Origin of the sequence: Vibrio lentus (genome assembly GCF_002875945.1) — a bacterium.
GTDB classification, from domain to species: Bacteria; Pseudomonadota; Gammaproteobacteria; order Enterobacterales; family Vibrionaceae; genus Vibrio; species Vibrio apostichopi.
On sequence record NZ_MCZK01000097.1, the window covers coordinates 15,926 to 41,792 of the forward strand.

General features: G+C 45.2%; 18 protein-coding genes. 12 read left to right on the forward strand and 6 right to left on the reverse strand.

What is annotated here, in order from left to right:
• Window positions 1–122 precede the first annotated feature (122 nt).
• The 8 genes from BCT49_RS06485 to tldD all read left to right on the forward strand — a co-directional run bounded on the left by BCT49_RS06485 (window position 123) and on the right by tldD (window position 11,045).
• Window positions 123–1,166, forward strand: coding sequence for a rod shape-determining protein (locus BCT49_RS06485; protein WP_102434605.1), 1,044 nt, complete (start codon window positions 123–125; stop codon window positions 1,164–1,166).
• Between the two features lie 94 nt (window positions 1,167–1,260).
• On the forward strand, window positions 1,261–2,148 hold the full coding sequence (gene mreC, locus BCT49_RS06490; RefSeq protein WP_102434606.1) for a rod shape-determining protein MreC: 888 nt from the start codon (window positions 1,261–1,263) through the stop codon (window positions 2,146–2,148).
• Complete coding sequence (mreD, locus tag BCT49_RS06495; protein ID WP_010434372.1) at window positions 2,138–2,626, forward strand: rod shape-determining protein MreD; 489 nt, start codon at window positions 2,138–2,140, stop codon at window positions 2,624–2,626. Before mreC ends, mreD begins: the two co-directional genes overlap by 11 nt.
• A gap of 7 nt (window positions 2,627–2,633) precedes the next feature.
• Window positions 2,634–3,320 carry a Maf family nucleotide pyrophosphatase gene (locus BCT49_RS06500; RefSeq protein ID WP_102434721.1) on the forward strand — a complete coding sequence of 229 codons (687 nt, stop codon included), beginning with the start codon at window positions 2,634–2,636 and terminating at the stop codon, window positions 3,318–3,320.
• Between the two features lie 20 nt (window positions 3,321–3,340).
• Window positions 3,341–4,810 carry a ribonuclease G gene (gene rng, locus BCT49_RS06505; RefSeq protein ID WP_102434607.1) on the forward strand — a complete coding sequence of 490 codons (1,470 nt, stop codon included), beginning with the start codon at window positions 3,341–3,343 and terminating at the stop codon, window positions 4,808–4,810.
• Between the two features lie 10 nt (window positions 4,811–4,820).
• On the forward strand, window positions 4,821–8,693 hold the full coding sequence (locus BCT49_RS06510) for a YhdP family protein (protein ID WP_102434608.1): 3,873 nt from the start codon (window positions 4,821–4,823) through the stop codon (window positions 8,691–8,693).
• Between the two features lie 74 nt (window positions 8,694–8,767).
• Window positions 8,768–9,580, forward strand: coding sequence for a carbon-nitrogen hydrolase family protein (locus BCT49_RS06515; RefSeq protein ID WP_102434609.1), 813 nt, complete (start codon window positions 8,768–8,770; stop codon window positions 9,578–9,580).
• A 19-nt stretch (window positions 9,581–9,599) separates the two neighbouring features.
• Window positions 9,600–11,045, forward strand: a complete 1,446-nt coding sequence (gene tldD, locus BCT49_RS06520) for a metalloprotease TldD (RefSeq protein ID WP_102434610.1) — start codon at window positions 9,600–9,602, stop codon at window positions 11,043–11,045.
• A gap of 120 nt (window positions 11,046–11,165) precedes the next feature.
• On the opposite strand, the gene BCT49_RS06525 is transcribed toward tldD, so the two are convergent.
• A complete protein-coding gene (locus BCT49_RS06525) occupies window positions 11,166–12,545 on the reverse strand; it encodes a PhoH family protein (protein ID WP_029225732.1) in 1,380 nt (459 codons plus the stop codon).
• A gap of 456 nt (window positions 12,546–13,001) precedes the next feature.
• On the opposite strand from BCT49_RS06525, the gene rapA reads away from it, so the two are divergent.
• Complete coding sequence (rapA, locus tag BCT49_RS06530) at window positions 13,002–15,911, forward strand: RNA polymerase-associated protein RapA (protein WP_102434611.1); 2,910 nt, start codon at window positions 13,002–13,004, stop codon at window positions 15,909–15,911.
• A gap of 111 nt (window positions 15,912–16,022) precedes the next feature.
• On the opposite strand, the gene BCT49_RS06535 is transcribed toward rapA, so the two are convergent.
• A complete protein-coding gene (locus BCT49_RS06535; RefSeq protein WP_102434612.1) occupies window positions 16,023–17,294 on the reverse strand; it encodes an NRAMP family divalent metal transporter in 1,272 nt (423 codons plus the stop codon).
• A gap of 158 nt (window positions 17,295–17,452) precedes the next feature.
• Here BCT49_RS06535 and rluA point away from each other — a divergent pair, with 158 nt between their 5' ends.
• Both rluA and BCT49_RS06545 read left to right on the forward strand, forming a co-directional pair.
• The gene (gene rluA, locus BCT49_RS06540; RefSeq protein ID WP_102434613.1) at window positions 17,453–18,187 is read left to right on the forward strand and encodes a bifunctional tRNA pseudouridine(32) synthase/23S rRNA pseudouridine(746) synthase RluA; all 735 of its coding nucleotides are present in this window, start codon (window positions 17,453–17,455) and stop codon (window positions 18,185–18,187) included.
• A 34-nt stretch (window positions 18,188–18,221) separates the two neighbouring features.
• Complete coding sequence (locus BCT49_RS06545; RefSeq protein WP_102434614.1) at window positions 18,222–19,184, forward strand: D-2-hydroxyacid dehydrogenase; 963 nt, start codon at window positions 18,222–18,224, stop codon at window positions 19,182–19,184.
• A 164-nt stretch (window positions 19,185–19,348) separates the two neighbouring features.
• Here the strand turns inward: BCT49_RS06545 and BCT49_RS06550 are convergent, their stop codons facing one another.
• The 4 genes from BCT49_RS06550 to argR form a co-directional block, all read right to left on the reverse strand.
• Window positions 19,349–19,786, reverse strand: a complete 438-nt coding sequence (locus BCT49_RS06550) for a universal stress protein (protein ID WP_004735912.1) — start codon at window positions 19,784–19,786, stop codon at window positions 19,349–19,351.
• Between the two features lie 104 nt (window positions 19,787–19,890).
• Entirely contained in the window at window positions 19,891–22,470 is a 2,580-nt protein-coding gene (locus tag BCT49_RS06555) for a TRAP transporter permease (protein ID WP_102434615.1), read from the reverse strand.
• Between the two features lie 255 nt (window positions 22,471–22,725).
• Window positions 22,726–23,694, reverse strand: coding sequence for a TAXI family TRAP transporter solute-binding subunit (locus BCT49_RS06560; protein WP_017078819.1), 969 nt, complete (start codon window positions 23,692–23,694; stop codon window positions 22,726–22,728).
• A gap of 343 nt (window positions 23,695–24,037) precedes the next feature.
• Window positions 24,038–24,508, reverse strand: coding sequence for a transcriptional regulator ArgR (gene argR / locus BCT49_RS06565; protein WP_004735909.1), 471 nt, complete (start codon window positions 24,506–24,508; stop codon window positions 24,038–24,040).
• A gap of 351 nt (window positions 24,509–24,859) precedes the next feature.
• Here argR and mdh point away from each other — a divergent pair, with 351 nt between their 5' ends.
• Window positions 24,860–25,795: a malate dehydrogenase gene (gene mdh, locus BCT49_RS06570; protein WP_010434414.1), complete on the forward strand. Its 936-nt coding sequence runs from the start codon at window positions 24,860–24,862 to the stop codon at window positions 25,793–25,795.
• The last annotated feature ends 72 nt before the right edge of the window (window positions 25,796–25,867 follow it).

The following is a 25,867-nucleotide window of genomic DNA, read 5'->3' on the forward strand; positions in this document are numbered from 1 at the left end:
AATCTGTAAGAAATTGCGGGTTTCAGTCCATGTTTATACTTCAATGCCTTGCCGTGACAGCAAGGCATTGGTACATTTAGTGCAATTTTTGTCTTCTAATTCTTGCAGGATGAGCGAAGAATATGTTTAAAAAACTTCGTGGCATGTTTTCAAACGACCTATCGATTGATTTAGGTACAGCCAATACCCTTATATATGTAAAAGGCCAAGGCATCGTTCTTGATGAGCCTTCCGTTGTCGCTATTCGCCAAGATCGTACGGGGTCTGCAAAGAGTGTCGCTGCGGTTGGTCACGCTGCTAAGCAAATGCTTGGTCGTACGCCTGGTAACATTTCAGCGATCCGCCCAATGAAAGACGGTGTAATTGCTGACTTTTACGTAACCGAAAAAATGCTTCAGCACTTTATTAAGCAAGTGCATGATAACAGTGTGCTTAAACCAAGCCCTCGTGTTTTGGTTTGTGTACCTTGTGGTTCAACTCAGGTTGAGCGTCGTGCTATCCGTGAATCAGCGCTAGGTGCTGGTGCTCGTGAGGTTTACCTAATCGATGAGCCAATGGCTGCTGCGATTGGTGCTGGGCTACGTGTATCTGAGCCAACAGGTTCAATGGTGGTTGATATCGGTGGTGGTACTACTGAAGTTGCGGTTATCTCACTGAATGGCGTAGTTTACTCGTCTTCTGTTCGTATCGGTGGTGACCGTTTTGATGAAGCAATCATCAACTACGTTCGTCGTAACTACGGCAGCTTGATTGGTGAAGCGACAGCAGAGAAGATTAAACACGAAATCGGTTCAGCTTACCCTGGCGATGACGTGCAAGAGATCGAAGTTCGTGGTCGTAACCTTGCAGAAGGTGTTCCTCGTAGCTTTAGCCTAAACTCAAACGAAATCCTTGAAGCGCTTCAAGAGCCTCTATCTGGCATCGTATCTGCAGTAATGGTTGCACTTGAACAGTGTCCGCCAGAGTTAGCTTCTGATATCTCAGAAAATGGTATGGTACTAACCGGTGGTGGTGCACTACTTAAAGACCTTGATCGTCTGCTAACAGAAGAAACAGGTATCCCTGTTGTTGTTGCAGAAGAGCCACTAACGTGTGTTGCTCTAGGTGGCGGTAAAGCCCTAGAGATGATCGACATGCACGGCGGCGATCTGTTCAGCGAAGAATAATATCTAGTGTTAGGCTCTTTTCTTATCTAGTTTTATGTAAAGAGCCTAGGACCTTGTCTATAGGATCAAATGTAGCTCTAGGACCAAATATAGAATGAAGCCAATTTTTGGTAGAGGTCCCTCTCTACAATTGCGCCTGTTTTTTGCTGTAATTTTATCAGCCAGCCTTATGCTGGCTGATAGTCGTTTAGATGCTTTCTCAAATGTCCGCTATCTATTGAACAGCATGGTTGCGCCTATCCAGTATGCAGCCAACTTGCCTCGCACTATGTTCGATGGTGTATACGACCGTTTTAGCACTCGCAAAGGGCTAATCGAATCCAACCATAATATTAAACGAGAAGTCTTGCGTCTGAAGAGCGAGCTGATTTTGCTTGAGCAATATCAAGAGGAAAACAAGCGCCTTCGTAAGCTATTGGGCTCTCCGTTTATCCGTGATGAGAAGAAAGTCGTCACAGAAGTTATGGCTGTTGATACTTCACCGTATCGTCATCAAGTTGTGATCGATAAAGGCTTGATTGATGGAGTATATGAAGGTCAACCGGTGATCAACGAGAAAGGCATTGTCGGTCAAGTTACCTTTGTTGCTGCTCATAATAGCCGTGTCCTTCTACTCACTGATGCAAACAATGCGATTCCCGTGCAGGTTATTCGTAACGATATTCGTGTGATTGCTTCGGGTAATGGCAACATTGATGAGATTCAGCTAGAACACATTCCAACCAGTACAGATATTCAAGAAGAAGATTTACTTGTGACCTCTGGTTTGGGTGGGGTATATCCAGAAGGTTATCCAGTGGCTTATGTTTCTGCGGTTGATTACGACCCGAAACGTGAGTTCGCCGTTATTAAAGCAGAACCAGTGGTTGAGTTTGATAAGCTCAGATACTTGCTGCTTGTATGGCCAGACGAGAACAAACAGATGCAAGCGGATCAATCCAGCATAGAACAAGCATTGTTAGAGGGCGAAGATGGCCAATAGCGTTTTAAGAAGCAAGGTAGTAATTGGTTGCTCATTTTTGATCGCGCTTATTCTGCAGACGATCCCTTGGCCTGGTAGTTTGGATCTATTCAGGCCGTCTTGGCTATTGCTGGTTACCTGTTACTGGGTTCTTGCTCTTCCTCACCGTGTTAACGTGGGTAGTGCTTTGATTCTAGGCTTATTGTGGGATCTTTTGATCGGTTCTACGTTAGGTATTCGTGGGATGATGATGGCAATCGTGATGTACATTATTGCACTCAACTTCCTCGTGATCCGCAACATGGCGTTGTGGCAACAAGCCATGATCATCGCGGCTTTAACGGTATTGTTTGAAGTGTTGATCTTCTTTGGTGAATATTTGATTCAAGATGTCGTTTTTAATCCATTATCGCTATGGAGCGCATTGATTAACTGTATACTTTGGCCGTGGATGTTTTTATTAATGAGACGAGTCCGTCGCCATTGGCATGTGAGGTAATATGACAATGGAAAAGAAACATTTAGTTTTGGCATCCGGCTCACCACGCCGCAAAGAATTGTTATCCCAGCTTGGTTATGAGTTTTCTGTCCTTGTGACCAATGTAGAAGAGTGTAAACACGCCCAAGAAACCGCCGAAGAGTACGTTCAACGTCTATCTTTAGATAAAGCCTTAGCAGCGCTTTCTTTATTAACAGAGAATTCTTCTGAAAAGCAGCATGTCGTTACTGGTTCTGATACTGTAGTTTCTAGTTCCGACAATCTCGCTCTAGGCTCTGATGTTGCGGCTGTTGGCTCAGATATCGTAGCTCTTGACTCTAAAATAGTAGTCCTTGGCTCTGATACTGTTGTGGTCAGCCAAGGGCAAGTGCTCGAGAAGCCTGCAGACCTTGCTGATTCTAAGCGTATGCTTACTCAGTTAGCGAATGAACGTCATCAAGTCATGACGGCGGTTTCTGTCGTTTCTGCTGAAAAACAAAAAACAGAAATCATTATTACCGACGTATGGTTTAAACCCCTCAGTGAAAAAGAAATAGAACAATACTGGCAAACAGGGGAGCCATGCGACAAAGCCGGTAGCTATGGGATTCAAGGTTTGGGTGGACGCTTTGTTACCCGAATTGAAGGTAGTTATTACGCCGTTGTCGGCTTACCTTTATTTGAAACGGACCAGCTACTGCAAGAATTCTTATAATTACTAATCTGAGGTGCACCATGAGTGCTGAATTGTTGCTGAACGTGACCCCGAGTGAAACTCGTGTGGCCATGATTGAAGGGGGAGCTCTTCAAGAGATCCATGTCGAACGAGATGCTCGACGCGGTATCGTAGGAAATATCTATAAAGGACGTGTAAGCCGTGTTCTTCCTGGAATGCAGGCTGCATTTGTGGATATAGGCCTTGAGAAAGCAGCATTTTTACATGCCTCAGACATTGTTCCGCACACTGAATGTGTTGCTGAAAATGAAAAGAAGCAGTTTCAGGTACGTGATATTTCTGAGCTTGTCCGTCAAGGTCAGGATATTGTGGTTCAGGTTGTTAAAGATCCTCTTGGAACAAAAGGCGCTCGTTTAACGACTGATATCACTTTGCCATCTCGTTACTTGGTGTTTATGCCGGGAGCCAGCCATGTAGGTGTTTCCCAGCGTATCGAAAGCGAATCAGAACGTAATCGTCTTAAAAAAGCTGTATCTCGTTACTGTGATGAGCACGGTGGCTTTATCATCCGTACTGCCGCTGAAGGTGCTGATTTTAATGAGCTTGAACAAGACGCTGCTTTCTTGAAGCGTTTGTGGCTCAAAGTATTAGAGCGTCGTGGTAAGCATAAGGCTCGCACGCGTTTATATGGTGAGCTGTGTTTAAGTCAACGTATCTTACGTGATTTTGTGGGTACTGAGCTGAGTAAGATTCAGGTCGATTCTCGACTAGAGTTTGAAAACCTGAAAGAGTTTACTTCGGAGTACGTACCTGAGCTTACCGATAAGCTTGAGCTGTACGAAGGTGATAAACCGATCTTCGATATGTACGACACTGAGAATGAAATTCAGCGTTCACTGGATCGTAAAGTAGAATTGAAGTCTGGTGGGTATCTGATTATCGACCAAACAGAAGCGATGACAACCGTCGACATCAATACTGGTGCCTTTGTTGGTCGTCGTAATTTAGAAGAAACGATTTTCAATACCAACGTAGAAGCGACACAAGCGATTGCTCGTCAACTTCGCCTGCGTAACTTAGGCGGCATCATCATTATCGACTTTATCGATATGTTGTCTGAAGAACACCGTAAGCGAGTACTAACTTCTTTAGAAGCCGCACTCGACAAAGACCGTGTGAAAACCAATATTAACGGCTTCACACAGCTTGGTTTGGTTGAGATGACTCGTAAACGTACTCGTGAAAGTATTGAGCATATTCTGTGTTCTAGCTGTCCTGCCTGTGAAGGTCGTGGCAGTGTGAAGACAGTCGAAACCGTGTGTTATGAAATACTTCGAGAAATTACTCGTGTAAATCGTGCCTACGATGCGGATAAGTTCGTGGTTTATGCGGCAGCAGCGGTTGCCGAGGCATTAGAGGGTGAAGAGTCTCATGCGCTTGCGGAGCTTGAAGTCTTTATTGGTAAACAAGTGAAAATTCAGGCTGAGCCTCTGTACATACAAGAGCAGTTTGATGTCGTTATGATGTAATGGATATTTTGTGAGTTCTAGTGTTACTCTGATTTTACGTACGTGTCTGTGGTTAGTGGTTACTCTCTTAGTAACACTAGCCATTGCTGTTACTACACTGCGTGTCGCCTTACCCAATTTAAATAAGTATCAATCTGAGATTGAGCTTTGGGTAAACCAACATTCCGGTTTTGAATTTTCTATTCAAGATGTGGGTGGATTTTGGCGTAACACCCATCCCTCAATCGCGCTGCAAGGCGTTCAAGCCCGTCTTCCTAATGCTGAAGATGTAACCTTCTCTGTAGAACGTGTCGAAGTTGAATTTGATTTGATTCAATCTCTGGTACAGATGCGTCCTGTTGTTGCCGACCTTGTAATGAATCGAATGTATCTGGATATACGTTCGATCGATCTGTTTGCGGGTCAGAACGGCAAAGATAAACCTAAAGAATCGGGCTCCTCAAAGCGGGTTATGCAAGAGCTGGACAACTTGCTACTCAAAACGCTAGTGGATGTGACCGCCAAAGACTCCTCACTTTTGTATCGAACCATCTCTGATGAAGAGCGCCAACTCGATATTGAAACCTTAAAGTGGAAAAACTCAGGTAAACACCACCTTGCGGAAGGTGTGGTGAGCATTAAAGACGCCAATCTCAACTCGTTGTCAGTAAGTGCTAACTTTATCGATGGTGGCTCATTGACCGACGTAACCGGTGAGTTCTATGTGAGTGCAGAAAACATCTCGGTTAAACCATGGCTAACTCGTTACATGCAGGCTGAGTCGGGCATAGAAACGGGCACGGTGAGCCTGAACAGTTGGGTTACCTTGCAAAACAGTAAGCCGGTAAATGCTTACGTAGAAGTGCTGCCTTCGGAACTGAGTTGGAACGAAGATGGCCAACATGACTTAATGCTTGAATCAGGCGTCTTTAAGTTGTCTCCCATTGATGATGGATGGCAAGTGAATGGTCACTCACTTAATCTTAGAACGGATGATACGCCTTGGCCTGAGTTAGATGTTGCCTTCAAATGGGACAAAGGTCCGTGGCAACTGAATGTTTCTGAACTGAATATTGAGGCAATTACTCCTCTTATTAAGTTAATGCCGGACTCCGAGCAATCCACCCAAATGATTAATTCGTTGAAGCCAGGTGGATCCGTTTCTGATATTCGGGTCTCAATGGATTCTGGTATCGAAAGCTTACGTTATTCAGCGAGTTTTAGTGATCTTGCCATCGAGCAATGGGAATTAGTTCCGGGCTTTAGCCAAGTCTCAGGCAGTGTGTTTGGTTCTACGTCACAAGCGAAAGCGAACCTTCATGTTATTGATGATGTGTTCCCTTATGGCGATGTATTCCAAGCGCCTCTCAATATCAGACAAGGTCAGGTTGATATTGTTTGGCAGCAAGATGAAAACGGCTGGAAGCTTTGGTCTGATAAAATCACCGCAGCAACGCCAGATTTACAAGTTTTGGGTGCCTTTCGTTTGGACTTCCCGAATGATGCGAGCCCGTTCTTGTCTTTCTACGGTGAAGCGGACGCTTACAATGTGGGTGAAACCTGGCGTTATTTACCGACGTTGGCACTTGGACAAGATCTAACCGACTACCTTTCTACTGCGATTCAAGCGGGTAAAGCCGATACTGTGAAACTGTTATGGCACGGTGAGTTGGGTCAATACCCATACACCAACCATGACGGGATCTTCCAAGTTTGGGTTGGCCTAGAAAATGCAAAGTTCAGTTTTGATACTGGATGGCCACTGATCACCGATCTTCAGCTTGATCTCCTGTTTGAAAATGATGCGATGCATCTTGATTCGCGCTCTGCTCAATTGATGGACGTAACGGCTGACCGTATTACTGGGCGTATTCCTTATCTAGGGGAAGGCGGCCACATCGAGATTGAAGCCAAAGCGACCGCTTCGGGTAATGCTGTTCGTGATTATATGACGGCCTCGCCATTGGTCGACTCTGTCGGTGCTGCCTTAACGGCGCTGCAAGTGAGTGGTGATGTATCGTCTGAATTCCAACTCAATATTCCTTTTGATTCCGAAAAAGAGCCAAGAGCGTGGGGCTATGCCGATCTCAAAGATAACCATGTTGAGATTGAAGCGCCGCCAATGGTGCTCGAAAACACCACCGGACGTATCGAGTTTGATAATGATGTCATCACGGCGAATGGTTTATCCGCTGACTTACTAAAGCAAGGCATCTCTGTTGATTTTAAAGGCCTTAATGACGGCCCAGGTTATGCGGTTGATATCGATGTTTTAGGTGACTGGGACGTGAAACCTCTAGAGCCTTATATTGGCGAACAGTGGTTGAGTCGCTTGTCGGGTCATGCGCAATGGCAAAGCCAGATTGATATTCAACTCAACGATATAGGTTTTAGCTACCAGTTAGACTTACAGTCAGATCTTAAGTATTTAGCCAGTGATTACCCTTATCCTTTGGCGAAAAAATCCTTGGAGAGTGGTTCTGCTAGGCTGCAAGCCTCGGGTAACCAAGAAGCCATTACTGCGCGCCTGCAGCTGCCGAATACCAAATATCAAGCTGAAATTGATATTACGGGTGAGGTTCCAGAGCTCACGGCAACCAATTTAGTGTTGGGCCGTGGTGGTTATAAAATTAGCCCTGTTGTTGGGCATCATGCCTTAATTCGTACTGACAAATTTAATGCCGATGATTGGTTAGCGGTTGCGATGGAACCCGTGAAGCCATCAACAGCAGTGCTTAGCCAAATGAACACGCCAACCATTCCTGCGCCTAGCCGTATTACTTTTGAGAGTAAAGAGCTGATCTTAGGTGGCATAGCTTGGAATGACGTCGATTTTAGTGCCCGTAAGAATAAAGAAGCTTGGCAAATGGAAGTGACTAGCCAAGAGATCGAAGGGGATATCAATTATTTGCCCCCTTACGACTTAACGGTGTCTCTAGATCGTCTGCATTTGTTCGTTCCTGAATGGAGTGACAAGAAAAATCAAGAGCAACTGCTGCAACGAAAAGAACAAGAAGCTCCATTGATCTCTGAACTCGATAAAAAGATCTATGATGCGATGCCAAATCTTAAACTCACACTGAACGATTTTTGGTTGCAAGGCTATAAAGTAGGTAAGGTCGATATTGAGCTAGCAAGGCAAGACGATCGTATTGAGTGGAATAAGATTCAAGTCCGAAGCGGAAACAATAAAGCCGATGTGAGTGGCTGGTGGGCACTGAATGGTGACAAGAGTCATTCATCGTTATCGATTGATGTCGAAGGTGAAAATAACAGTGAGTTAATGGAGCGCTTCGGTATTACTTCCGGGATTCAAAAAGCACCTTTTGCATTGGAAGGTCAGCTTGAATGGGACGGTTCTCCGTGGGGTATTCAGATGGATACCATCGACGGCAACGTTAAAACCAAGCTGGGTAAAGGCATCATCTCGGACGTGAGTGGCGCCGCTCGATTGCTTGGTTTGTTTAGTCTAGATTCGATTATCCGTAAGATGCAGCTCGATTTCTCTGATGTGTTTGATAAAGGCATGGCATTCAACAGTATTACGGGTACTGGCGAGATCCAAAATGGTATCTTCTTAACCAATGATCTGAACATGGATGCGGTTGCCGGTGAGATGAAGATCAAAGGTATCGCGAATCTAAACACTCGTCAGGTCGATGCTGAGGTTAACTTCACTCCAGATATCACTTCAGGAATTCCTGTATTAACGGCGTTTGCCGTAACCCCACAAACGGCGCTGTATGTATTGGCGGTGACCACGGTTATTTCACCGGTTGTTGAGGTCTTTACTCAAGTAAACTACTCAGTAAAAGGGCCACTAGATTCACCAATAGTAAGCGAGCTTTCGCGTAGCTCGGGTGAGTTTCAGTTACCAGAAAAACTGAGGAAATTAGCGGAATAGTCGTTAGAGGCGAGTCAGTTTATATGCGGCTAAATTCGGATTTCTGAATCATAATGAATGGAGAAGCGGTGCACATGGATTGTGTTGGATTGATTCAAATGACTTCAGGCCCAGTCCCTGAGCATAACCTTGATTACCTTGAGCACGAGGTAGCAAAGTGCAAAGCGTTAGGGGCTAAGTGGGTTGTGTGTCCTGAGAATGCATTAGTGTTCGGCAATAAAGCCGATTATCACCAATATGCCGAACCTCTGAATAATGGACCTTTGCAGCAGAAATTATCTGAGCTAGCAAAACGGCACCGTGTTTGGGTCGTTGTCGGTAGCATGCCAATTCGAACCGCAGCAGGTGTCACCACCACCACATTGGTTATCGATGATTTTGGCGCTCTAGTGACTCATTACGATAAGCTGCATATGTTCGATGTTGATGTCGCCGATACACATAAATGTTATCGCGAGTCCGATATTTTCACGCCGGGTGACCGAGTTGTGACGACGGAAACGCCTTTTGGTCGCTTAGGTTTGAGTATTTGTTATGATGTGCGCTTTCCTCACTTGTATTCAGAGTTACGTAAGCAAGGTGCGCAGATCATCGTGGTTCCCGCGGCGTTTACGGCCGTTACAGGTCAAGCACACTGGGAAGCCTTATTAAGGTGCCGTGCCATCGAGACTCAGTCTTGGATTGTCGCGGTAGGGCAAGGGGGGAAACATCCTTGCCAAAGAGAAACATGGGGACACTCAATGGTGGTTGATCCATGGGGGCGAGTGGTCGCACAGTTAGACCAAGCCCCTAAAAGTATGGTGGTTGAGATAGACACATCCAGTTGCGAATCGATCAGGCAGAATATGCCAATAGCGCAGCACTCTCGATTTACCAATCAATTTTAATTTTAAACAAGAGCCATTTATGAGCATTAATCAAATTGAAGAAGCGCTACTGAACCCGACAGGGCTGACGGAGCAAAATATCGCAGATACACTGGCGAGCATTGCTACCCGCCAAATTGATTATGCTGATATCTATTTCCAATCGAGCTGGCACGAGTCGTTGGTACTAGAAGATAGCATTATTAAAGATGGCTCTTTTAATATCGACTGCGGTGTTGGTGTTCGTGCAGTATCTGGCGAAAAAACCGGTTTTGCTTACTCAGATCAAATCCAATTGGATGGTCTTAAGCAGAGCGCAATTGCAGCTCGTGGTATTGCGAAGCAAGGTCAAAACGGCAAAGTTCATGCATTCAAGCGTAACTCGAACCAAGCTTACTATGACGCAGTTAACCCGCTAGCAAGCTGGGAAAAACAACAGAAAACAGAATTACTAAAAGCACTTGATGCTTACATTCGCACCAAGGAACCGATGATTGCTGAGGTTTCAGTGAGCCTAAGCGGTGTACACGAGCAAATGCTTGTTGCCGCGACTGACGGCACTTTCGCTGGTGATATTCGCCCGCTGGTTCGCTTGTCTATTAGCGTACTTGCTCAGAAAGGCGATCGTCGTGAACGTGGCAGTGCTGGTGGCGGTGGTCGTTTTGGTTACGATTTCTTCTTAAGTGATGTTGACGGCTCTCAAGTTGCTTACCAATTTGCTGATGAAGCTATTCGCCAAGCGCTAGTTAACCTTGAAGCTGTCGCTGCTCCTGCGGGCGCAATGCCAGTTGTTCTGGGTTCTGGTTGGCCAGGCGTTCTTCTACACGAAGCGGTAGGTCACGGTTTAGAAGGTGACTTTAACCGTAAAGAATCTTCAGTCTTCTCTGGCAAGATCGGCGAGCAAGTCACTTCAAGCCTATGTACGATTGTTGATGACGGTACATTGACTGATCTTCGTGGTTCATTAAACGTGGATGATGAAGGTGTTAATGGTCAGTACAACACGCTAATCGAAAACGGTATCCTAAAAGGCTACATGCAAGATAAGTTGAATGCTCGCCTAATGGGTGTGGCACCAACAGGTAACGGTCGTCGTGAATCTTACGCGCATCTTCCAATGCCGCGTATGACCAACACATACATGCTACCGGGAGAGCACACTCCTGAAGAGATCATTGCTACGGTTGAAAAAGGCATCTACGCACCGAACTTCGGTGGCGGTCAGGTTGATATTACTTCCGGTAAATTTGTTTTCTCGGCTTCTGAAGCGTACATGATTGAAAACGGTAAGATCACTCACCCAGTGAGGGGCGCAACGCTAATTGGTTCTGGTATCGAAGCGATGCAGCAAGTATCTATGGTTGGTAACGACCTAAGCATCGACCGCGGTGTTGGTGTGTGTGGTAAGGCTGGCCAAAGCGTACCAGTCGGTGTTGGTCAACCAACATTGAAACTAGACTCTCTAACGGTTGGTGGTACTGAGTAATTCAGGTCAGCAGCACGAGTTAGCTTCAAAAACCCCCGTCATAAAATAGTTTGAAAGCGCCTCCAATGTGAGGCGCTTTTTTGTTTTTAGGTTATTGATTTAGTGAGCTATACAGAACCATTACATGTTCTCTTCAGCAAACTCTGCCAGTCGACTACGCACCACTCCATTAAGGTGGATATTGGCACTGCCTTCGAAGTTTTTAAAACGCTCGACCATGTAGGTAAGCCCTGATGTCACAGGAGTTAAGTAGGAAGAATCTATCTGAGCCAGGTTTCCTGAACAGACGATCTTGGTGCCTTCACCACAACGGGTGATGATGGTTTTGATTTGCGAAGCTGTGAGGTTTTGACACTCATCCAGCAGTACAAACGCATTCTGGATCGAGCGGCCACGCATGAAGTTGATGGATTTGAACTGGATATTGGCTTTATCGCAGATGTATTTCATCGACCCTTCGGTGCAGTGATCATTCTTGTGCAGCGCTTCGAGTGTATCGGTCACCGCAGCTAACCAAGGTAACATCTTCTCTTCCTCGGTTCCGGGAAGGAAACCAATGGATTCACCGATGTCCGGTGTGTTTCGGGTTACGATGATCTTATCGAAATGTTTGCGCTCAATGGTTTGTTCAAGAGCGGCTGCCATGGCAAGCAAGGTTTTCCCGCTCCCCGCAGCACCAGTTAAAATCACCAAATCAATATCGGGATCAAGTAAGGCATCAATCGCCATGCCTTGATAGATGTTCTTTGGCGTAATGTCCCACGCCCTGCGGTTCATTAATCGTTCTCGGCTTAAGTCTCGCAGAGTGATAGTTTCGGGTTCAATCTCTTCGACACGAGCAGCAAAGTCACTGTCTTGATCAATAATGTACTGGTTAATGAAAGTGGGTTCGAACGGTGTTCTTGCGAGGGTGTGCAGTGTTTTCCCTCCAAGACTCTTACTCTCAACATTGTCTATACCATCCCAAAATGACCCTTCAAGCTGTTGAAAGCCCTTTGTGAGATATTGAACGTCATCGATTAATTGGTCGGTTTGGTAGTCCTCAACAAAGCGTACCCCTGCACCTTTAGCTCGCAAACGCATGTTGATGTCTTTGGTAATGAGTACTACTTCTCGCGGTGCACGTTTATTTTGTAAGTACAACACGCCGTTGAGGATGCGGTTGTCGCCAGCCTTATCGTCGGCAAAGGCTTTAATGCTTTCTTGGAGTTCGTAGTCTGCGAGTATTGAAATAGTGCCTGAAGCGCTTACATCGGTTGAGAAAGGAATGCCTTCGGATATTTTGTCTGGGGTTGCGTCATGGAAAAGATCTTCTAATGCTCTGATTGCGACTCTGGCATCGCGAGCAACATCGCGTTTACTGTCCTTAATTCTGTCGAGTTCTTCGAGTACCGTCATTGGGATGACGACATCGTGTTCCTGAAACGAAAATATAGCAAAGGGTTCGTGAAGTAAGATATTGGTATCTAGAACAAATAATTTCCGATTGGTATCGCCCATAGCATCTCCTTGCCACCACGTGGCTCGAATGGGTTGATTGAACGCTAGCAAACTCTTGATGTGTTTGACGGCATTACTATCAAGCACTTATCAAAAGTACACCGAGTAGATCCTACCTCTAGTAGTAATAGCTCAAATATTAAGAGTCTGCTCGAAATAACTTATCTACTCCCTCTAGAGTAACCATGAATTTTTGACAGTTTGATTGCATTAGCGAAAACAGAAAAAAAGCATGAAATAGCAGCCTTTAGACGTGACCTAAATCACAGTATCGAGTAAGATTAGCGACCTTTTTCTGCACCATTTCCTTAAGATGATTTTTATCTTAAGCGCACTTTAAAAGTGGCTGCAAATTAGGCATTTTTAGCTATATTTTTATTTTGAGAGTCAGAAAATTCTGATAACAATGCAGTTAAAAAGACCAAATTCCAACTATAAGATTGAGGTAGTCGATTCATGACATTTGCTTTGGGGCAACGCTGGATAAGCGATACGGAGAGCGATTTAGGTTTAGGTACCGTTGTAGCAATGGATGCTCGAACAGTGACAGTAATGTTTGCAGCATCAGAAGAGAATCGTGTGTATGCACGAACGGATGCTCCCGTAACCCGAGTAACGTTTAATGTCGGCGACGTCATCGAGTGCCAAGAGGGTTGGTCTTTATCGGTTGAACAAGTGATCGAAGATAAAGGCATTCTGACTTACATGGGTACTCGTGAAGATACTCAAGAAGTGGATGTGGCTCTACGAGAAATCTTCTTAAGCAACCAAATCCGTTTTAATAAACCGCAAGATAAATTGTATGCAGGTCAAATTGATCGCATGGATAACTTTGTCTTGCGCTACCGTGCTTTAAGCAATCAATATCAACAACACAAGAGCCCAATGCGCGGCTTGTGTGGTATGCGTGCAGGTCTTATCCCTCATCAGCTTTACATTGCTCACGAAGTGGGTCGTCGTCACGCACCGCGTGTTTTACTCGCCGATGAAGTTGGCCTAGGTAAAACCATCGAAGCGGGCATGATCATCCACCAACAGGTGTTGTCTGGCCGTGCTGAGCGTATTCTGATTGTGGTGCCTGAAACGCTACAACATCAATGGCTTGTCGAGATGATGCGTCGTTTCAACCTGCACTTTTCTATCTTTGATGAAGAGCGCTGTATTGAATCTTTTGCTGAATCAGATAACCCATTTGATACTCAACAATACGTTCTGTGTTCACTGGATTTCCTACGTAAGAGCCGCAAGCGCTACGAGCAAGCACTTGAAGGTGAGTGGGATCTATTGGTTGTCGATGAAGCACACCACCTTGAGTGGAGCCAAGATAAGCCAAGCCGTGAATATCAAGTGGTTGAAGGCCTCGCTGAAAACACCTCTGGCGTACTACTATTGACAGCGACCCCTGAACAGCTGGGTCGTGAGAGCCACTTTGCGCGTCTGCGTCTGCTTGATCCTGATCGCTTCTACGATTACGAAGCATTCGTTGAAGAAGAAGATCAATACGCCCCTGTTGCTGATGCAGTAACGGCATTGTTCTCTGGCGTGAAGCTTGAAAACAGCGCGAAGAACCAGATTACAGAGCTTCTGTCTGAACAAGATGTTGAGCCTCTATTCCGCGTTATCGAAGGCGACAGCAGCGAAGAAGAGCAAGCGTTAGCTCGCCAAGAATTGATTGATAACCTTATGGATCGCCATGGTACAGGTCGTGTTCTATTCAGAAACACGCGTGCTGCAATTAAAGGCTTCCCTAAGCGTAATGTAAACCTACTGCCGATGGACATTCCAACGCAGTACACAACCTCGATGCGTGTATCAGGCATGATCGGTGGCAAGATGGCGCCAGAAGCTCGTGCAATGAAGATGTTGTACCCAGAAGAGATCTTCCAAGAATTTGAAGGTGAAGACTCAAGCTGGTGGCAGTTCGATTCACGTGTGAACTGGTTGATTGAAAAGATCCAAGACAAGCGTAGCGAAAAGATCTTAGTGATCGCGTCGCGTGCGAGTACGGCTCTGCAACTGGAGCAAGCACTGCGTGAGCGTGAAGGTGTGCGTGCAACGGTATTCCACGAAGGCATGTCGATTCTAGAACGTGATAAAGCTGCGGCTTACTTTGCTCAAGAAGAGGGCGGCGCTCAGGTGCTTATCTGTAGCGAAATCGGTTCTGAAGGTCGTAACTTCCAGTTTGCTAACCAGTTAGTGATGTTCGATCTTCCGTTTAACCCGGATTTGCTTGAGCAACGTATTGGTCGTTTGGACCGTATCGGTCAGCTTCGTGATATCGACATTCATGTCCCTTACCTAAAAGGCACATCGCAAGCGATTCTAGCGCGTTGGTTCGATGAAGGTCTGAATGCATTCGCAGAGACTTGTCCTACTGGTCGCACAGTTTACGATAAGTATTCTGATGTACTGATTGAAATGCTGGCTTCTGGTAACACCGAGCAGCTTGATGAAGTCATTGAAGAATCAGCGAAGCTCAATCAAAGCCTGAAATCGGATCTAGAAAAAGGCCGAGATCGCCTACTAGAGATGCATTCAAATGGTGGCGATAAAGCCCATGAGATTGCAGAAAAGATCGCGTCTACTGATGGTGATACTAACCTAGTTTCTTTCGCTCTGAGCCTGTTTGATACCATTGGTCTGAACCAAGATGACAAGGGTGAAAATGCGCTAGTCGTGACACCTTCTGAACACATGATGGTACCAAGCTACCCAGGCTTACCTTATGAAGGTGCAACGATCACGTTTGACCGTGAAACGGCGCTTTCTCGTGAAGACATGAACTTCATTAGCTGGGAACACCCAATGATTCAAGGCGGTATTGATCTGCTATTGAGCGAAGGTGTAGGTGCGTCTTCGGTATCTCTACTGAAGAACAAAGCGCTGCCAGTCGGTACTATTCTGCTTGAGTTGGTTTACCTTGTTGATGCACAAGCGCCAAAGCGCAGCGGTATCAGCCAGTTCTTACCTAAGACGCCGATTCGCTTGATGATGGATGGTCGTGGTAACGATTTATCTGCTCAGGTTGAGTTCGATAGCTTTAACCGTCAGCTAAGCCCGGTAAACCGTCATTTAGCGAGCAAGCTAGTGAACTCGGTACAAGGCGAGATTCACAAGCTAATCGAAGCGGGTGAGACGCATGTCCTACCGAAGGTTGAAGAAGTTCGTCAACAAGCTCAGAAAGATATGCAAACTAACTTGAACGGTGAACTAGAGCGCCTACAAGCGCTTAAAGCGGTCAACCCTAATATTCGTGATGAAGAGCTAGAAGTTATCGAAGCTCAAATCAATGAACTGACCGGTTACATCAGCAAAGCTCAGGTTCAGCTAGATTCGCTACGTTTGATTGTGGTTTCTCACAACTAGTTTTGAATGAGCTAAATGCTTTAACAAAAGAAGGCCTTCATCATGAAGGCCTTCTTTTTATCTAGCGTTTGAAAGGTGTTTTGATTGTTGAAAGGTGTAATGGCAAAGGAATTACATTAACCATTTCCACCAAACAAATACGGCTAGGAAACCAAATAGGTAAACCAGGCCTGCCACAGACAACCATTTTAGCTTAGTGCCAATCGCGAGCGCCTCAGGAAGCTTAGTTTTACTGACTAAGATGAAGTTAAGCAATGCGAAGAATGGCGTAGTCGCAAAAGCAAGCACCATCGCGAAATCAAGCATTGGCATCAGTGCTGCGCTGAAGAACATTACAATTGCGAGTGCAGCAAGAGAGACAATGATGATCCAGCCTTGCAGCATTCTTGGGCTAGATTCTTTTTTCAATAACAGGCGTTGTGATTCAGCAAGTACGCGTGAATAGCCATCGATAACGGTAATGGTACTGCCAAAAATACAGAAGAAGGCGATAAGAGCGATCAGTGGACGAGACCATTCACCAATCGTAGAAGCGTAGATGCCAACCAATTGATGGGTGAAGCCAACACCAGAGCGAGATAGTTCAACGCCAGAACCGTGAAGTACCAGTGCACCTAGAGCAACGAATACCAGTGCAAGCAACGCTGTGCCAATGTAGCCTACATTGAAATCGAACAGTGCTGATTGAGCAGTCACTTCTTGCTTCTCTTTTTGGCTTTTTAGCCACATAGAGGTGATGCTGGATATCTCGATAGGTGCTGGCATCCAACCCATGGTCACGACGATAAAGCCAATAGCAGCCAATGACCAAGGTGATGGCGGAACAAAAGCCGCATCAGGTTCAACGGGAGACCCAATAGCAATGGCGACTGCAGCTAAGGTTGTGATGGTCAGGATCGCCATGATCGCTTTGGACAGCGTATCGAGCGCGCGATAATGGCCAGCGAATAGAATGATCAAACACGTCGCTAAAACGATCATGCACAATGTGCTGGTGGCCAAGTCAAAAGGAACAAAGTAACTAAGCAAGCTTGCACTGAATAACAGTAAGGCTGCGGTATTGACCACGGCGGAAATGGCGCTCAGTATCGAAAAGATAACAAGGTAAGGTCGGCCAAGGTTAGAGTATCCTTCCACCAAACTTTGCCCGGTGCCAAGGGTATATTGGATGCCGGCTCTAAAGAATGGGTACTTAAATACGTTAACCAAAAGAATCAGTGCGGCTAGTTGCCAACCATAAATGGCGCCAGCTTTCGTTGAAGCGACTAAGTGAGAACCACCGACCGCAGCAGCGGCCATCATGATTCCTGGGCCAAGAGATTTAATCAGACTTGAAAGTGGTGCGGAGGTTGGTGTTGTGGTGGTTTTAGCCGTACTTTCCATCATTTTTCCTTTGAGGCTTAGTTCTTATTTTCCATTACCTTATCAATACCATGTTTCGTATTTTCGTCAACTTTTATGTACGAAAATGTTGAAAATTGTATTTATTAATAAACGAATCGACCGTGAGTTATTTATTAACCAGTAATTAAGAGGCTCTAATGGCGTTAGAACAGTACACACCACCACGTCAACCGTGGACTGATATTGTCTATCAAGATGATGATATTCTTGTGGTGAACAAGCCTGCAGGCCTACTTTCGGTGCCGGGGAGACTGCCTGAGCACTACGACAGTATGTGGAGTCGGTTGGTTGTGGATTTTCCGGATATTCAGGTTGTACATCGACTGGACATGTCGACATCGGGATTGATGCTGCTCGCTAAACACAAACAGGCTGAGCGTCATTTGAAGAAGCAGTTTCAATATCGACTGACACACAAACTCTATTACGCGCGAGTATGGGGTTCAGTAGAGGAAAAAGAGGGCTTGATTGATCTGCCACTCATTTGTGATTGGCCAAATCGTCCTAGGCAGAAAGTGTGCTTCGAGGATGGAAAGCCATCACAGACTCGCTATATTGTGGAGCAACAAGAGGCTCAAACGACATTATTGAAGTTGCTGCCGATCACTGGTCGTTCTCATCAGTTGCGTGTTCATTGTATGGCGATAGGGACTCCAATTGTTGGCGACGAGTTTTATGCCACGCCAGAGGCGTTTGAGTATAGTGATAGGTTAGCTTTGCACGCGTGCGAACTGAGTTTTTATCATCCGGCTAATAATCAGCTTTTCAAAGCCTTCGTGCCATGTGATATTTATCCTCAAGCATTGCCACAAATAGAACAGCACTTTGAAATTGCGCCTGAGCTTCCAGACTACAGCAAGCTAAAAGCTTAGAATGGTTAAATCAATACCAATGCAAGGACGTACAATGCCGAAGTTGAAAGTGGTCTTTCTCGACAGAGCTACCATCCCATCTCAGATTAATTTAAAACCCCTTAGCTTTGAACATCAGTGGGTGGAGTATGACTTCACTTCGCCTGAACAAGTGTCTGAACGAATTGAAGGCGCTGATGTGGTTATTACCAACAAGGTCGTGCTTAACGAATCGAATTTGGCTCAAGCACAACAGCTTAAGTTAATTGCAGTGTCTGCTACGGGAGTGAACAATGTCGATGTTGGTTACTGCAATGGCAAGAACATAGCGGTGACAAACGTGCAAGGCTACGCGACTCAATCGGTACCTGAACATGTTATCGCGATGCTGTTTACGCTAAAGCGAAACCTCGTTGGTTATCATCAAGACATCGAGGCCGGCGAATGGCAAAAGGACAAACAGTTCTGCTTTTTCACTCATCCAATCCAAGATGTTGCAGGCAGTACATTAGGTTTAATGGGTAGCGGCAGTTTAGGGCAAGCGACCGCGATATTGGCCAAAGCGATTGGTATGAACGTCATCTTTGCTGAGCGTAAAGGGGCCGACTCTTGTCGAGAGGGGTATCTACCTTTTTATACGGTGTTACAACAAGCAGATGCGATCAGCTTGCATTGCCCGTTGACCGAAGCGACTCGAAATCTGATATCGGAGCGAGAGCTTACAATGATGAAACCAAGTGCGGTGTTAATTAATGCTGGCCGTGGTGGATTAGTCGATGAGCAAGCCTTGGTCGAAGCGTTGATCAATCATGAGATTGCGGGTGCGGGTATGGATGTGTTCACACAAGAACCCGCAGATATTTCGAATCCGTTATTGGCGAATAGTCACTTACCGAATCTATTGTTAACGCCACACGTAGCATGGGGCAGTGATAGCTCAATTCAGAAGCTTTCCGATATTCTGATGGATAACATTGATGCGTTTGTTGAAGGGAAACCACAGAATCTAGTGAGTTAATTTAGGTTGTATTCAGCAGTCTGCACTTGATGAAGTAGAAATAAAAAAGGTTGGCTTTGAGCCAACCTTTTTCGATATTTTGTCTTTAGTTCGACAGAGCTTATTGGTCTATTAGCTTATTAGCTTATTAGCTTATTAGCTTATTAACTAGAAGCCATTAGCCATTAGCCTTGAGGCTTGATAACCAATACGTTAATTGGTGAATTCTGTACGACTTTACTCGCCACTGAACCCAGTACCACTTTGTCGATTTTCGAGCGCTTATGGCTAGGCATTACAATTAGGTCAGCACCAAGCTTTTCCGCATAATCTAGAATCGTTGTGTAGGTTTTACCTTCCGCAACGTGAACCTTATAAACCACTTCATCGTCGATGTATTTATCAGCAAACTCTTTTAGCTGATTTTTTACATCAAGCTTCATTTGATTCGCGGCATCTTTCGGGAAGTAAGACGCAACCATCGACATGTGAATGCCTGGCAATACGTTCAAGATATGGATTTCAGCATTGCTGTGCTTTGCGTGCCATACCGCTAATTCAACAGCTTTGTCAGAAAAGCCTTTGTCGTTAAGATCAACAGGAACAAGGATTTGTTTATACATGTGTTTTTCTCTTTTTTATCAGCGCTTAGTATTGACCAAGCGCTGTGATTATCCTTTCCATGTAATAAAGCCAAATAGAGTTGAGCGCTACTTGGCTCTATCCATTACGCGCTAATCTCATCCTTACGAGCACGCCTTCTTTGGTTCATCGCTAAGCCAATAAGAATCAGTAGGGATGGTAAGAATACCCACTCTTTCATTGGTCTTTCTGCGTCTTGGATAACTGATTTAATTTCCCAATCAAAGTCAATACCAGCCGCTTCTGCTGGGCTACCGAACTCAACCATGTCGACAATCATCTTGTCTTCAGATTTCGTCAGCATTAAGCCCATTGAAGCAAGGCGGTCTTCACTTGTTGTCGCAGAATCTTCAAATGGAAGGCGAACCGTCTTCTCAGAATAGTCACCTTCTAAGTTTTCGCCACCCACTCTTAACTCAAGAGATTGTCCCACAGATAGACCTTCTGTGATTTGAGCGATCTCAACTCCAGGTGAAAGAACTTTTTCTGGATAAATCATGTCCCACCAGAAGCCTGGGCGGAAGAAAGAGAAAGTTAGAACCAATAATAGGATCGTTTCCCACCATTTGTTCTTGGTAAACCACCAACCTTGCGTTGCCGCGGCAAAGATAAGTACCGCAGTTACAGAAGAGAAGATAGTGAGGAATAGATGCCACCAAGAATCAATGCCCATCAATAGTAGTTGAGTATTGAAAATGAACATGAATGGTAATATCGCGGTTCGGATATCGTAGGTAAAGCCTTGAATACCAGTGCGGATCGGGTCTGATTTTGCAATCGCGGCGGCCGCAAAGGCTGCCAAACCAACCGGAGGTGTATCATCGGCTAAGATACCGAAGTAGAACACGAACAAGTGAACCGCAATCAGAGGGATGATTAGGCCATGCGCCGCGCCTAAGGTAACAATTACGGGAGCCATTAGCGTTGATACAACGATGTAGTTCGCCGTTGTTGGTAAGCCCATACCTAGGATTAAGCTGATTACCGCAGTGAATAGCAGCATAAGAATGATGCTACCGCCTGAGATAAACTCAACGAAGTCCGTCATTACCAAGCCGATACCCGTCAGAGTTACCACGCCGACAACCGTACCCGCTGCAGCTGTTGCTACACCGATACCGATCATGTTGCGCGCGCCTGAAACCAAGCTCTCTAATAGGTCAACGAAACCTGCTTTAGTCTGCTCTGCAAGATCGTCCGATTTGTTCATAAGAGTCATCAAAGGACGCTGTGTGATCAAAATGAAGATCATGAATACCGTTGCCCAGAAGGCTGAAAGACCTGGAGAGAAACGTTCTACAGTCAGACACCAAACAAGAACCACGATAGGCAATAGGAAGTGTAAACCAGACTTAATGGTAGGGCCTGGATCAGGCACTTCTGTTAGCTCTGCATCGATGTCCATGCCGCCTTCAGCCGCATATTTTGCTGAAACTCGAACCAAGGCTACATAAGCGATCAATAGAGCAACGGTAACAATTGGGGTTGCTGCATCGCCAAAGACATCTTTCGTCCAACCGACACCGTAGTAAACCGCAGCACTGATGACACAGAGACCTAAAATGGTACCAGTGAAAGACAGAAGGCTCTGTACGATAGTTGGCGTGTGACGACGAGGTAGGCCAGTCATACCTGCTTTACATGCTTCTAAGTGAACAATGTAAATCAGGGCGATGTAAGAGATAAGAGCAGGCAATAGCGCCGCTTTAATAACTTCTACGTACGAGATACCCACATATTCAACCATCAAGAATGCAGCAGCACCCATGATTGGTGGGGTTAATTGACCATTGGTTGAAGCCGCAACTTCTACAGCACCGGCTTTTTCACCTGAGAACCCGACTCTTTTCATTAGAGGGATCGTGAAAGTACCCGTGGTTACCACGTTAGCGATAGATGAACCAGACACTAGACCTGATAGGCCAGATGCAACAACGGCTGCTTTCGCTGGACCGCCCTTCATGTGGCCAAGTAAAGAGAACGCAACCTTGATGAAGTAAGCACCTGCGCCTGCGCGTTCTAGCATTGCACCAAACAGTACAAACAAGAATACGAATGACGTTGATACGCCAAGAGCAACACCGAATACACCTTCTGTCGTTAGCCATAGATGTGACATTGCCTTGTTCAGGCTGGCACCTTTATGGGCAATCACGTCTGGCATATGAGGACCGCCAAAGGTGTAAAGTAGGAATACTGCTGCCACAACCATAAGAGGTGGACCCAAAGCGCGTCGAGTTGCTTCAAGCAGTAGAACCATACCGAACACAGCCGCAACAATATCGAATGTTGTTGGCGCGCCTGAACGACCGGCTAATTCCGTATAGAAAATATAGATATAAGAAGCTGAAAAACTACCTACAAGCGCTAATATCCAGTCGACCGCAGGAATTCTATCCCGAGGCGAATTTTTCATGGCTGGATAAGCGGTAAAGGCTAGGAAGATGGCAAACGTAAGGTGAATTGCTCGAGCTTCAGTGTCGTTTAAAATTGCGAAGTTAAAAATGAACGGCAGCGGAGATGCATACCAAAGTTGGAACAGTGACCAACATAGAGGCACAAACCATAAAATACGGCCTTGGATACCGCGAGGGCTACGCGCACCAGTGTCTGATTGTGCCACCATTTCTTGCACATCTGGAGACGGTGATGTTGTCTGCGTCATGTACTTTATCCTTATTATTGATGGTCTGCCTTTCTTACGAACAACGAGACGTTATTTATTTCCTATCTAGTGTAGTGAATCGATAGGGAAATGCGTTTTTTGTTCGTCTTTGTCTTAGGCTTGATACGAAGGTAAGTTCGCCAAATTGGAGAAACTTAAAGGTTTGTCTCTTTTCACTTGGGTTATTTTTATAAAACGTGAAAAGCCAATAAGGAGGACACGCCTCCTTATTGGTAGAGCAGGCTTAAAGTAGAGTTACTTTAGAAGGCCTACTTCTTTGTAGTATTTTACTGCGCCAGGGTGAAGAGGGATTGAGATACCCGCTTTAACCATGTCTTCTTTCTTCAGGTTCGCAAATGCTGGGTGCAGGCGTTTGAATGTAGCAAAGTTTTCAAATACTGCTTTAGCAACGTTGTATGCGACTTCATCAGAAACGTCAGACGTTGTTACCATAGTTGCAGCAACACCGAAGCTGTTTACGTCAGCATCTGTACCACGGTACATACCAGCTGGAACTGTGCTGTATGCGTAGTATGGGTTTTCAGCTACGATTTTGTCGATCTGTGGACCTGTTGCTGAAACCAGTTTTGCATCACAAGAAGTTGTTGCTTCTTTGATTGAACCGTTCGGGTGACCAACCATGTAGATGAATGCATCAATCTTGTTATCACAAAGTGCTTGTGAACGCTCAGAACCTTTTAGTTCAGAAGCAAGCTTGAAGCTATCGTTAGTCCAACCCATAGCGTCCATTACAACACCCATCGTTGCACGGTCACCAGAACCTGGGTTCCCAATGTTTACACGCTTACCAGCTAGGTCAGACACATTGTTGATGCCAGCATCGGTACGAGCGATGATGTTGAACGGTTCTGTATGTAGAGAGAACATAGCGCGAAGTTTCTTGTATTCGCCCTGATCTTTGAACTTACTTGTACCGTTGTAGCCGTGGTATTGCCAATCCGATTGAACAACACCGAAATCTAGTTCACCAGCACGGATGGTATTAACGTTGTAGATTGAACCACCAGTAGACTCAACAGAACAACGAATGTTGTGGTCTTTGCGGCCTTTGTTCACTAGCTTACAAATAGCACCACCAGTTGGGTAGTAAACACCCGTTACTGAACCAGTACCAATTGTGATGAACTCTTGAGCGTTAACTGCGCCAGCGCCCATTACAGCAGCTGCAATAGCCCCAACTTTAATAAGTTTGGTAAATGCCATGAATTTCCCTTCCTTTATTCATTATTAACCCTGAAACAATTGTAGTCGTTTCTGGAGTTTCCTATTTGGAAACGGCACCTTTTTCAATCCATGTGATGAAAAAGTGGCTGAATAATATCAAAAATTGGCAGAAAATTACTCAAATGTTAAAAGATATAGCTAAAAAATCTAACAAATGACGGTTAGATCTCGTGTTTAATTTGCTATTGAGTTTTTTAAAATCAATGGTTTAGTGGTTTTTAAGGGGGGAGGGAATGGATATCTTAGGATGTGATTTGGATCACGAAGCGAATAGATGTTCGTGATCCATTAGTAGCTGTGATAGTTATGAAACTATGGGCAATTATCCAGCGTATTCAAACAGTTCGCACACTGAATCAAACAGTTGCTTAGTGGTCACTGACAAGGTTGGAGTAATAAAGATAGTGTCATCGCCTGCGACTACGCCCAGTATGCCTTCTGACTTACCTAATGAATCTAACAAGCGAGCAATAAGCTGCGCAGCACCTGGGCCGGTGTGTATCACAACTAATGCATTGTTGTGGTCAATATCTAACACCAACTCTCTTAAAGAGCTCGAAACTGTCGGGACGCCAAGTTCAGCTGGAAGACAGTAAACCATCTCCATTTTTGCATTGCGCGTTCGAACAGCGCCAAACTTAGTTAACATACGCGAAACTTTAGATTGGTTGATGCTTTCAAAACCTTCATGTTTGAGGGCATCGACAATCTCGCCTTGCGAACCAAAACGTTCTTCTTTTAGTAATGATTTAAAAGCACGAACTAAGTTGTCTTGTTTTTCTGTATTGCGCATATGTCATTCTTATTCATTAATAAAGATATCTGCATATTCTCGCATACATATTCAATCTTAGCCAAAATATCACGGTAATTTGTTAGTCATATCACTGTAAAAATTTAATAGAATAATGTGTTATTAGTGCCGACTTATTTTGTTATTTCAGATGATTATCCCCATAATACCAACTCGCTGTGTGGCACGGTTTTGTTGACTTGCGCGAAGTCGCAAAGCTGGCGTTAATTGATTGTAATCACTTTGTGATTAATATAGTTTTTTAGCGATAATTTAGCTTTTTAGCCTTAATTTAGCTCAAGAATTACTCTACAAAGAATCTATAAGAGAAATCTCTCAAGGAGAATAACAATGAAAGTAGCTGTTATTGGTGCCGCTGGTGGCATCGGTCAAGCCCTAGCCCTACTACTAAAGAACCGCCTGCCTGCTGGTTCAGATCTTGCACTTTACGACATCGCTCCGGTAACTCCGGGTGTTGCTGCCGATCTTAGCCACATCCCAACGCCTGTTTCGATCAAAGGTTACGCGGGTGAAGACCCAACTCCAGCACTTGAAGGTGCGGATGTTGTGCTTATTTCTGCGGGTGTTGCTCGTAAACCTGGTATGGATCGTGCGGATCTTTTCAATGTGAACGCTGGCATTGTTAAGTCTCTAGCTGAGAAAATTGCCGTTACTTGTCCTACTGCTTGTGTTGGTATCATTACTAACCCAGTAAACACAACAGTGCCAATCGCTGCTGAAGTACTAAAGAAAGCAGGCGTTTACGACAAGCGTCGTTTATTCGGTATTACGACTCTTGATGTTATTCGTTCTGAAACGTTCGTTGCTGAGCTAAAAGATAAAGATCCAGGCGATGTTCGCGTTCCTGTTATCGGCGGTCACTCTGGTGTAACGATCCTGCCTCTTCTTTCTCAAGTTGAAGGCGTAGAGTTCACTGATGAAGAAATCGCAGCGCTAACAACTCGCATCCAAAATGCGGGGACTGAAGTAGTAGAAGCTAAAGCGGGTGGCGGTAGTGCGACTCTATCTATGGGTCAAGCGGCTTGTCGCTTCGGTCTTGCTCTAGTGAAAGCACTTCAAGGCGAAGAGAACGTGATTGAATGTGCATACGTTGAAGGTGAAGGCGAGCACGCACCATTCTTCGCACAACCAGTTAAACTTGGCAAAGAGGGCGCTGAAGCGATCCTTAGCTACGGTGAACTGAGCGATTTCGAACGCAACGCACTAGACAGCATGCTAGAAACGTTAAATGGCGATATTGAGATTGGTGTTGAATTCGCTAAATAAGCGATAGACAACTGAACTCAGCTAAAAAGACAGTTAACGAAAGCCGATCATTGTGATCGGCTTTTTTGATCC

Excerpts from the sequence above, each read along its gene's own strand:
- rng (WP_102434607.1), top strand. The coding sequence starts at position 3,341 with ATGAGTGCTGAATTGTTGCTGAACGTGACCCCGAGTGAAACTCGTGTG.
- tldD (WP_102434610.1), top strand. The coding sequence starts at position 9,600 with ATGAGCATTAATCAAATTGAAGAAGCGCTACTGAACCCGACAGGGCTG.
- BCT49_RS06500 (WP_102434721.1), top strand. The coding sequence starts at position 2,634 with ATGGAAAAGAAACATTTAGTTTTGGCATCCGGCTCACCACGCCGCAAA.
- mreD (WP_010434372.1), top strand. The coding sequence starts at position 2,138 with ATGGCCAATAGCGTTTTAAGAAGCAAGGTAGTAATTGGTTGCTCATTT.
- rapA (WP_102434611.1), top strand. The coding sequence starts at position 13,002 with ATGACATTTGCTTTGGGGCAACGCTGGATAAGCGATACGGAGAGCGAT.
- mreC (WP_102434606.1), top strand. The coding sequence starts at position 1,261 with ATGAAGCCAATTTTTGGTAGAGGTCCCTCTCTACAATTGCGCCTGTTT.
- BCT49_RS06515 (WP_102434609.1), top strand. The coding sequence starts at position 8,768 with ATGGATTGTGTTGGATTGATTCAAATGACTTCAGGCCCAGTCCCTGAG.
- rluA (WP_102434613.1), top strand. The coding sequence starts at position 17,453 with ATGGCGTTAGAACAGTACACACCACCACGTCAACCGTGGACTGATATT.
- mdh (WP_010434414.1), top strand. The coding sequence starts at position 24,860 with ATGAAAGTAGCTGTTATTGGTGCCGCTGGTGGCATCGGTCAAGCCCTA.
- BCT49_RS06485 (WP_102434605.1), top strand. The coding sequence starts at position 123 with ATGTTTAAAAAACTTCGTGGCATGTTTTCAAACGACCTATCGATTGAT.
- BCT49_RS06555 (WP_102434615.1), bottom strand. The coding sequence starts at position 22,470 with ATGACGCAGACAACATCACCGTCTCCAGATGTGCAAGAAATGGTGGCA.
- BCT49_RS06560 (WP_017078819.1), bottom strand. The coding sequence starts at position 23,694 with ATGGCATTTACCAAACTTATTAAAGTTGGGGCTATTGCAGCTGCTGTA.
- BCT49_RS06545 (WP_102434614.1), top strand. The coding sequence starts at position 18,222 with ATGCCGAAGTTGAAAGTGGTCTTTCTCGACAGAGCTACCATCCCATCT.
- BCT49_RS06550 (WP_004735912.1), bottom strand. The coding sequence starts at position 19,786 with ATGTATAAACAAATCCTTGTTCCTGTTGATCTTAACGACAAAGGCTTT.
- argR (WP_004735909.1), bottom strand. The coding sequence starts at position 24,508 with ATGCGCAATACAGAAAAACAAGACAACTTAGTTCGTGCTTTTAAATCA.
- BCT49_RS06535 (WP_102434612.1), bottom strand. The coding sequence starts at position 17,294 with ATGGAAAGTACGGCTAAAACCACCACAACACCAACCTCCGCACCACTT.
- BCT49_RS06525 (WP_029225732.1), bottom strand. The coding sequence starts at position 12,545 with ATGGGCGATACCAATCGGAAATTATTTGTTCTAGATACCAATATCTTA.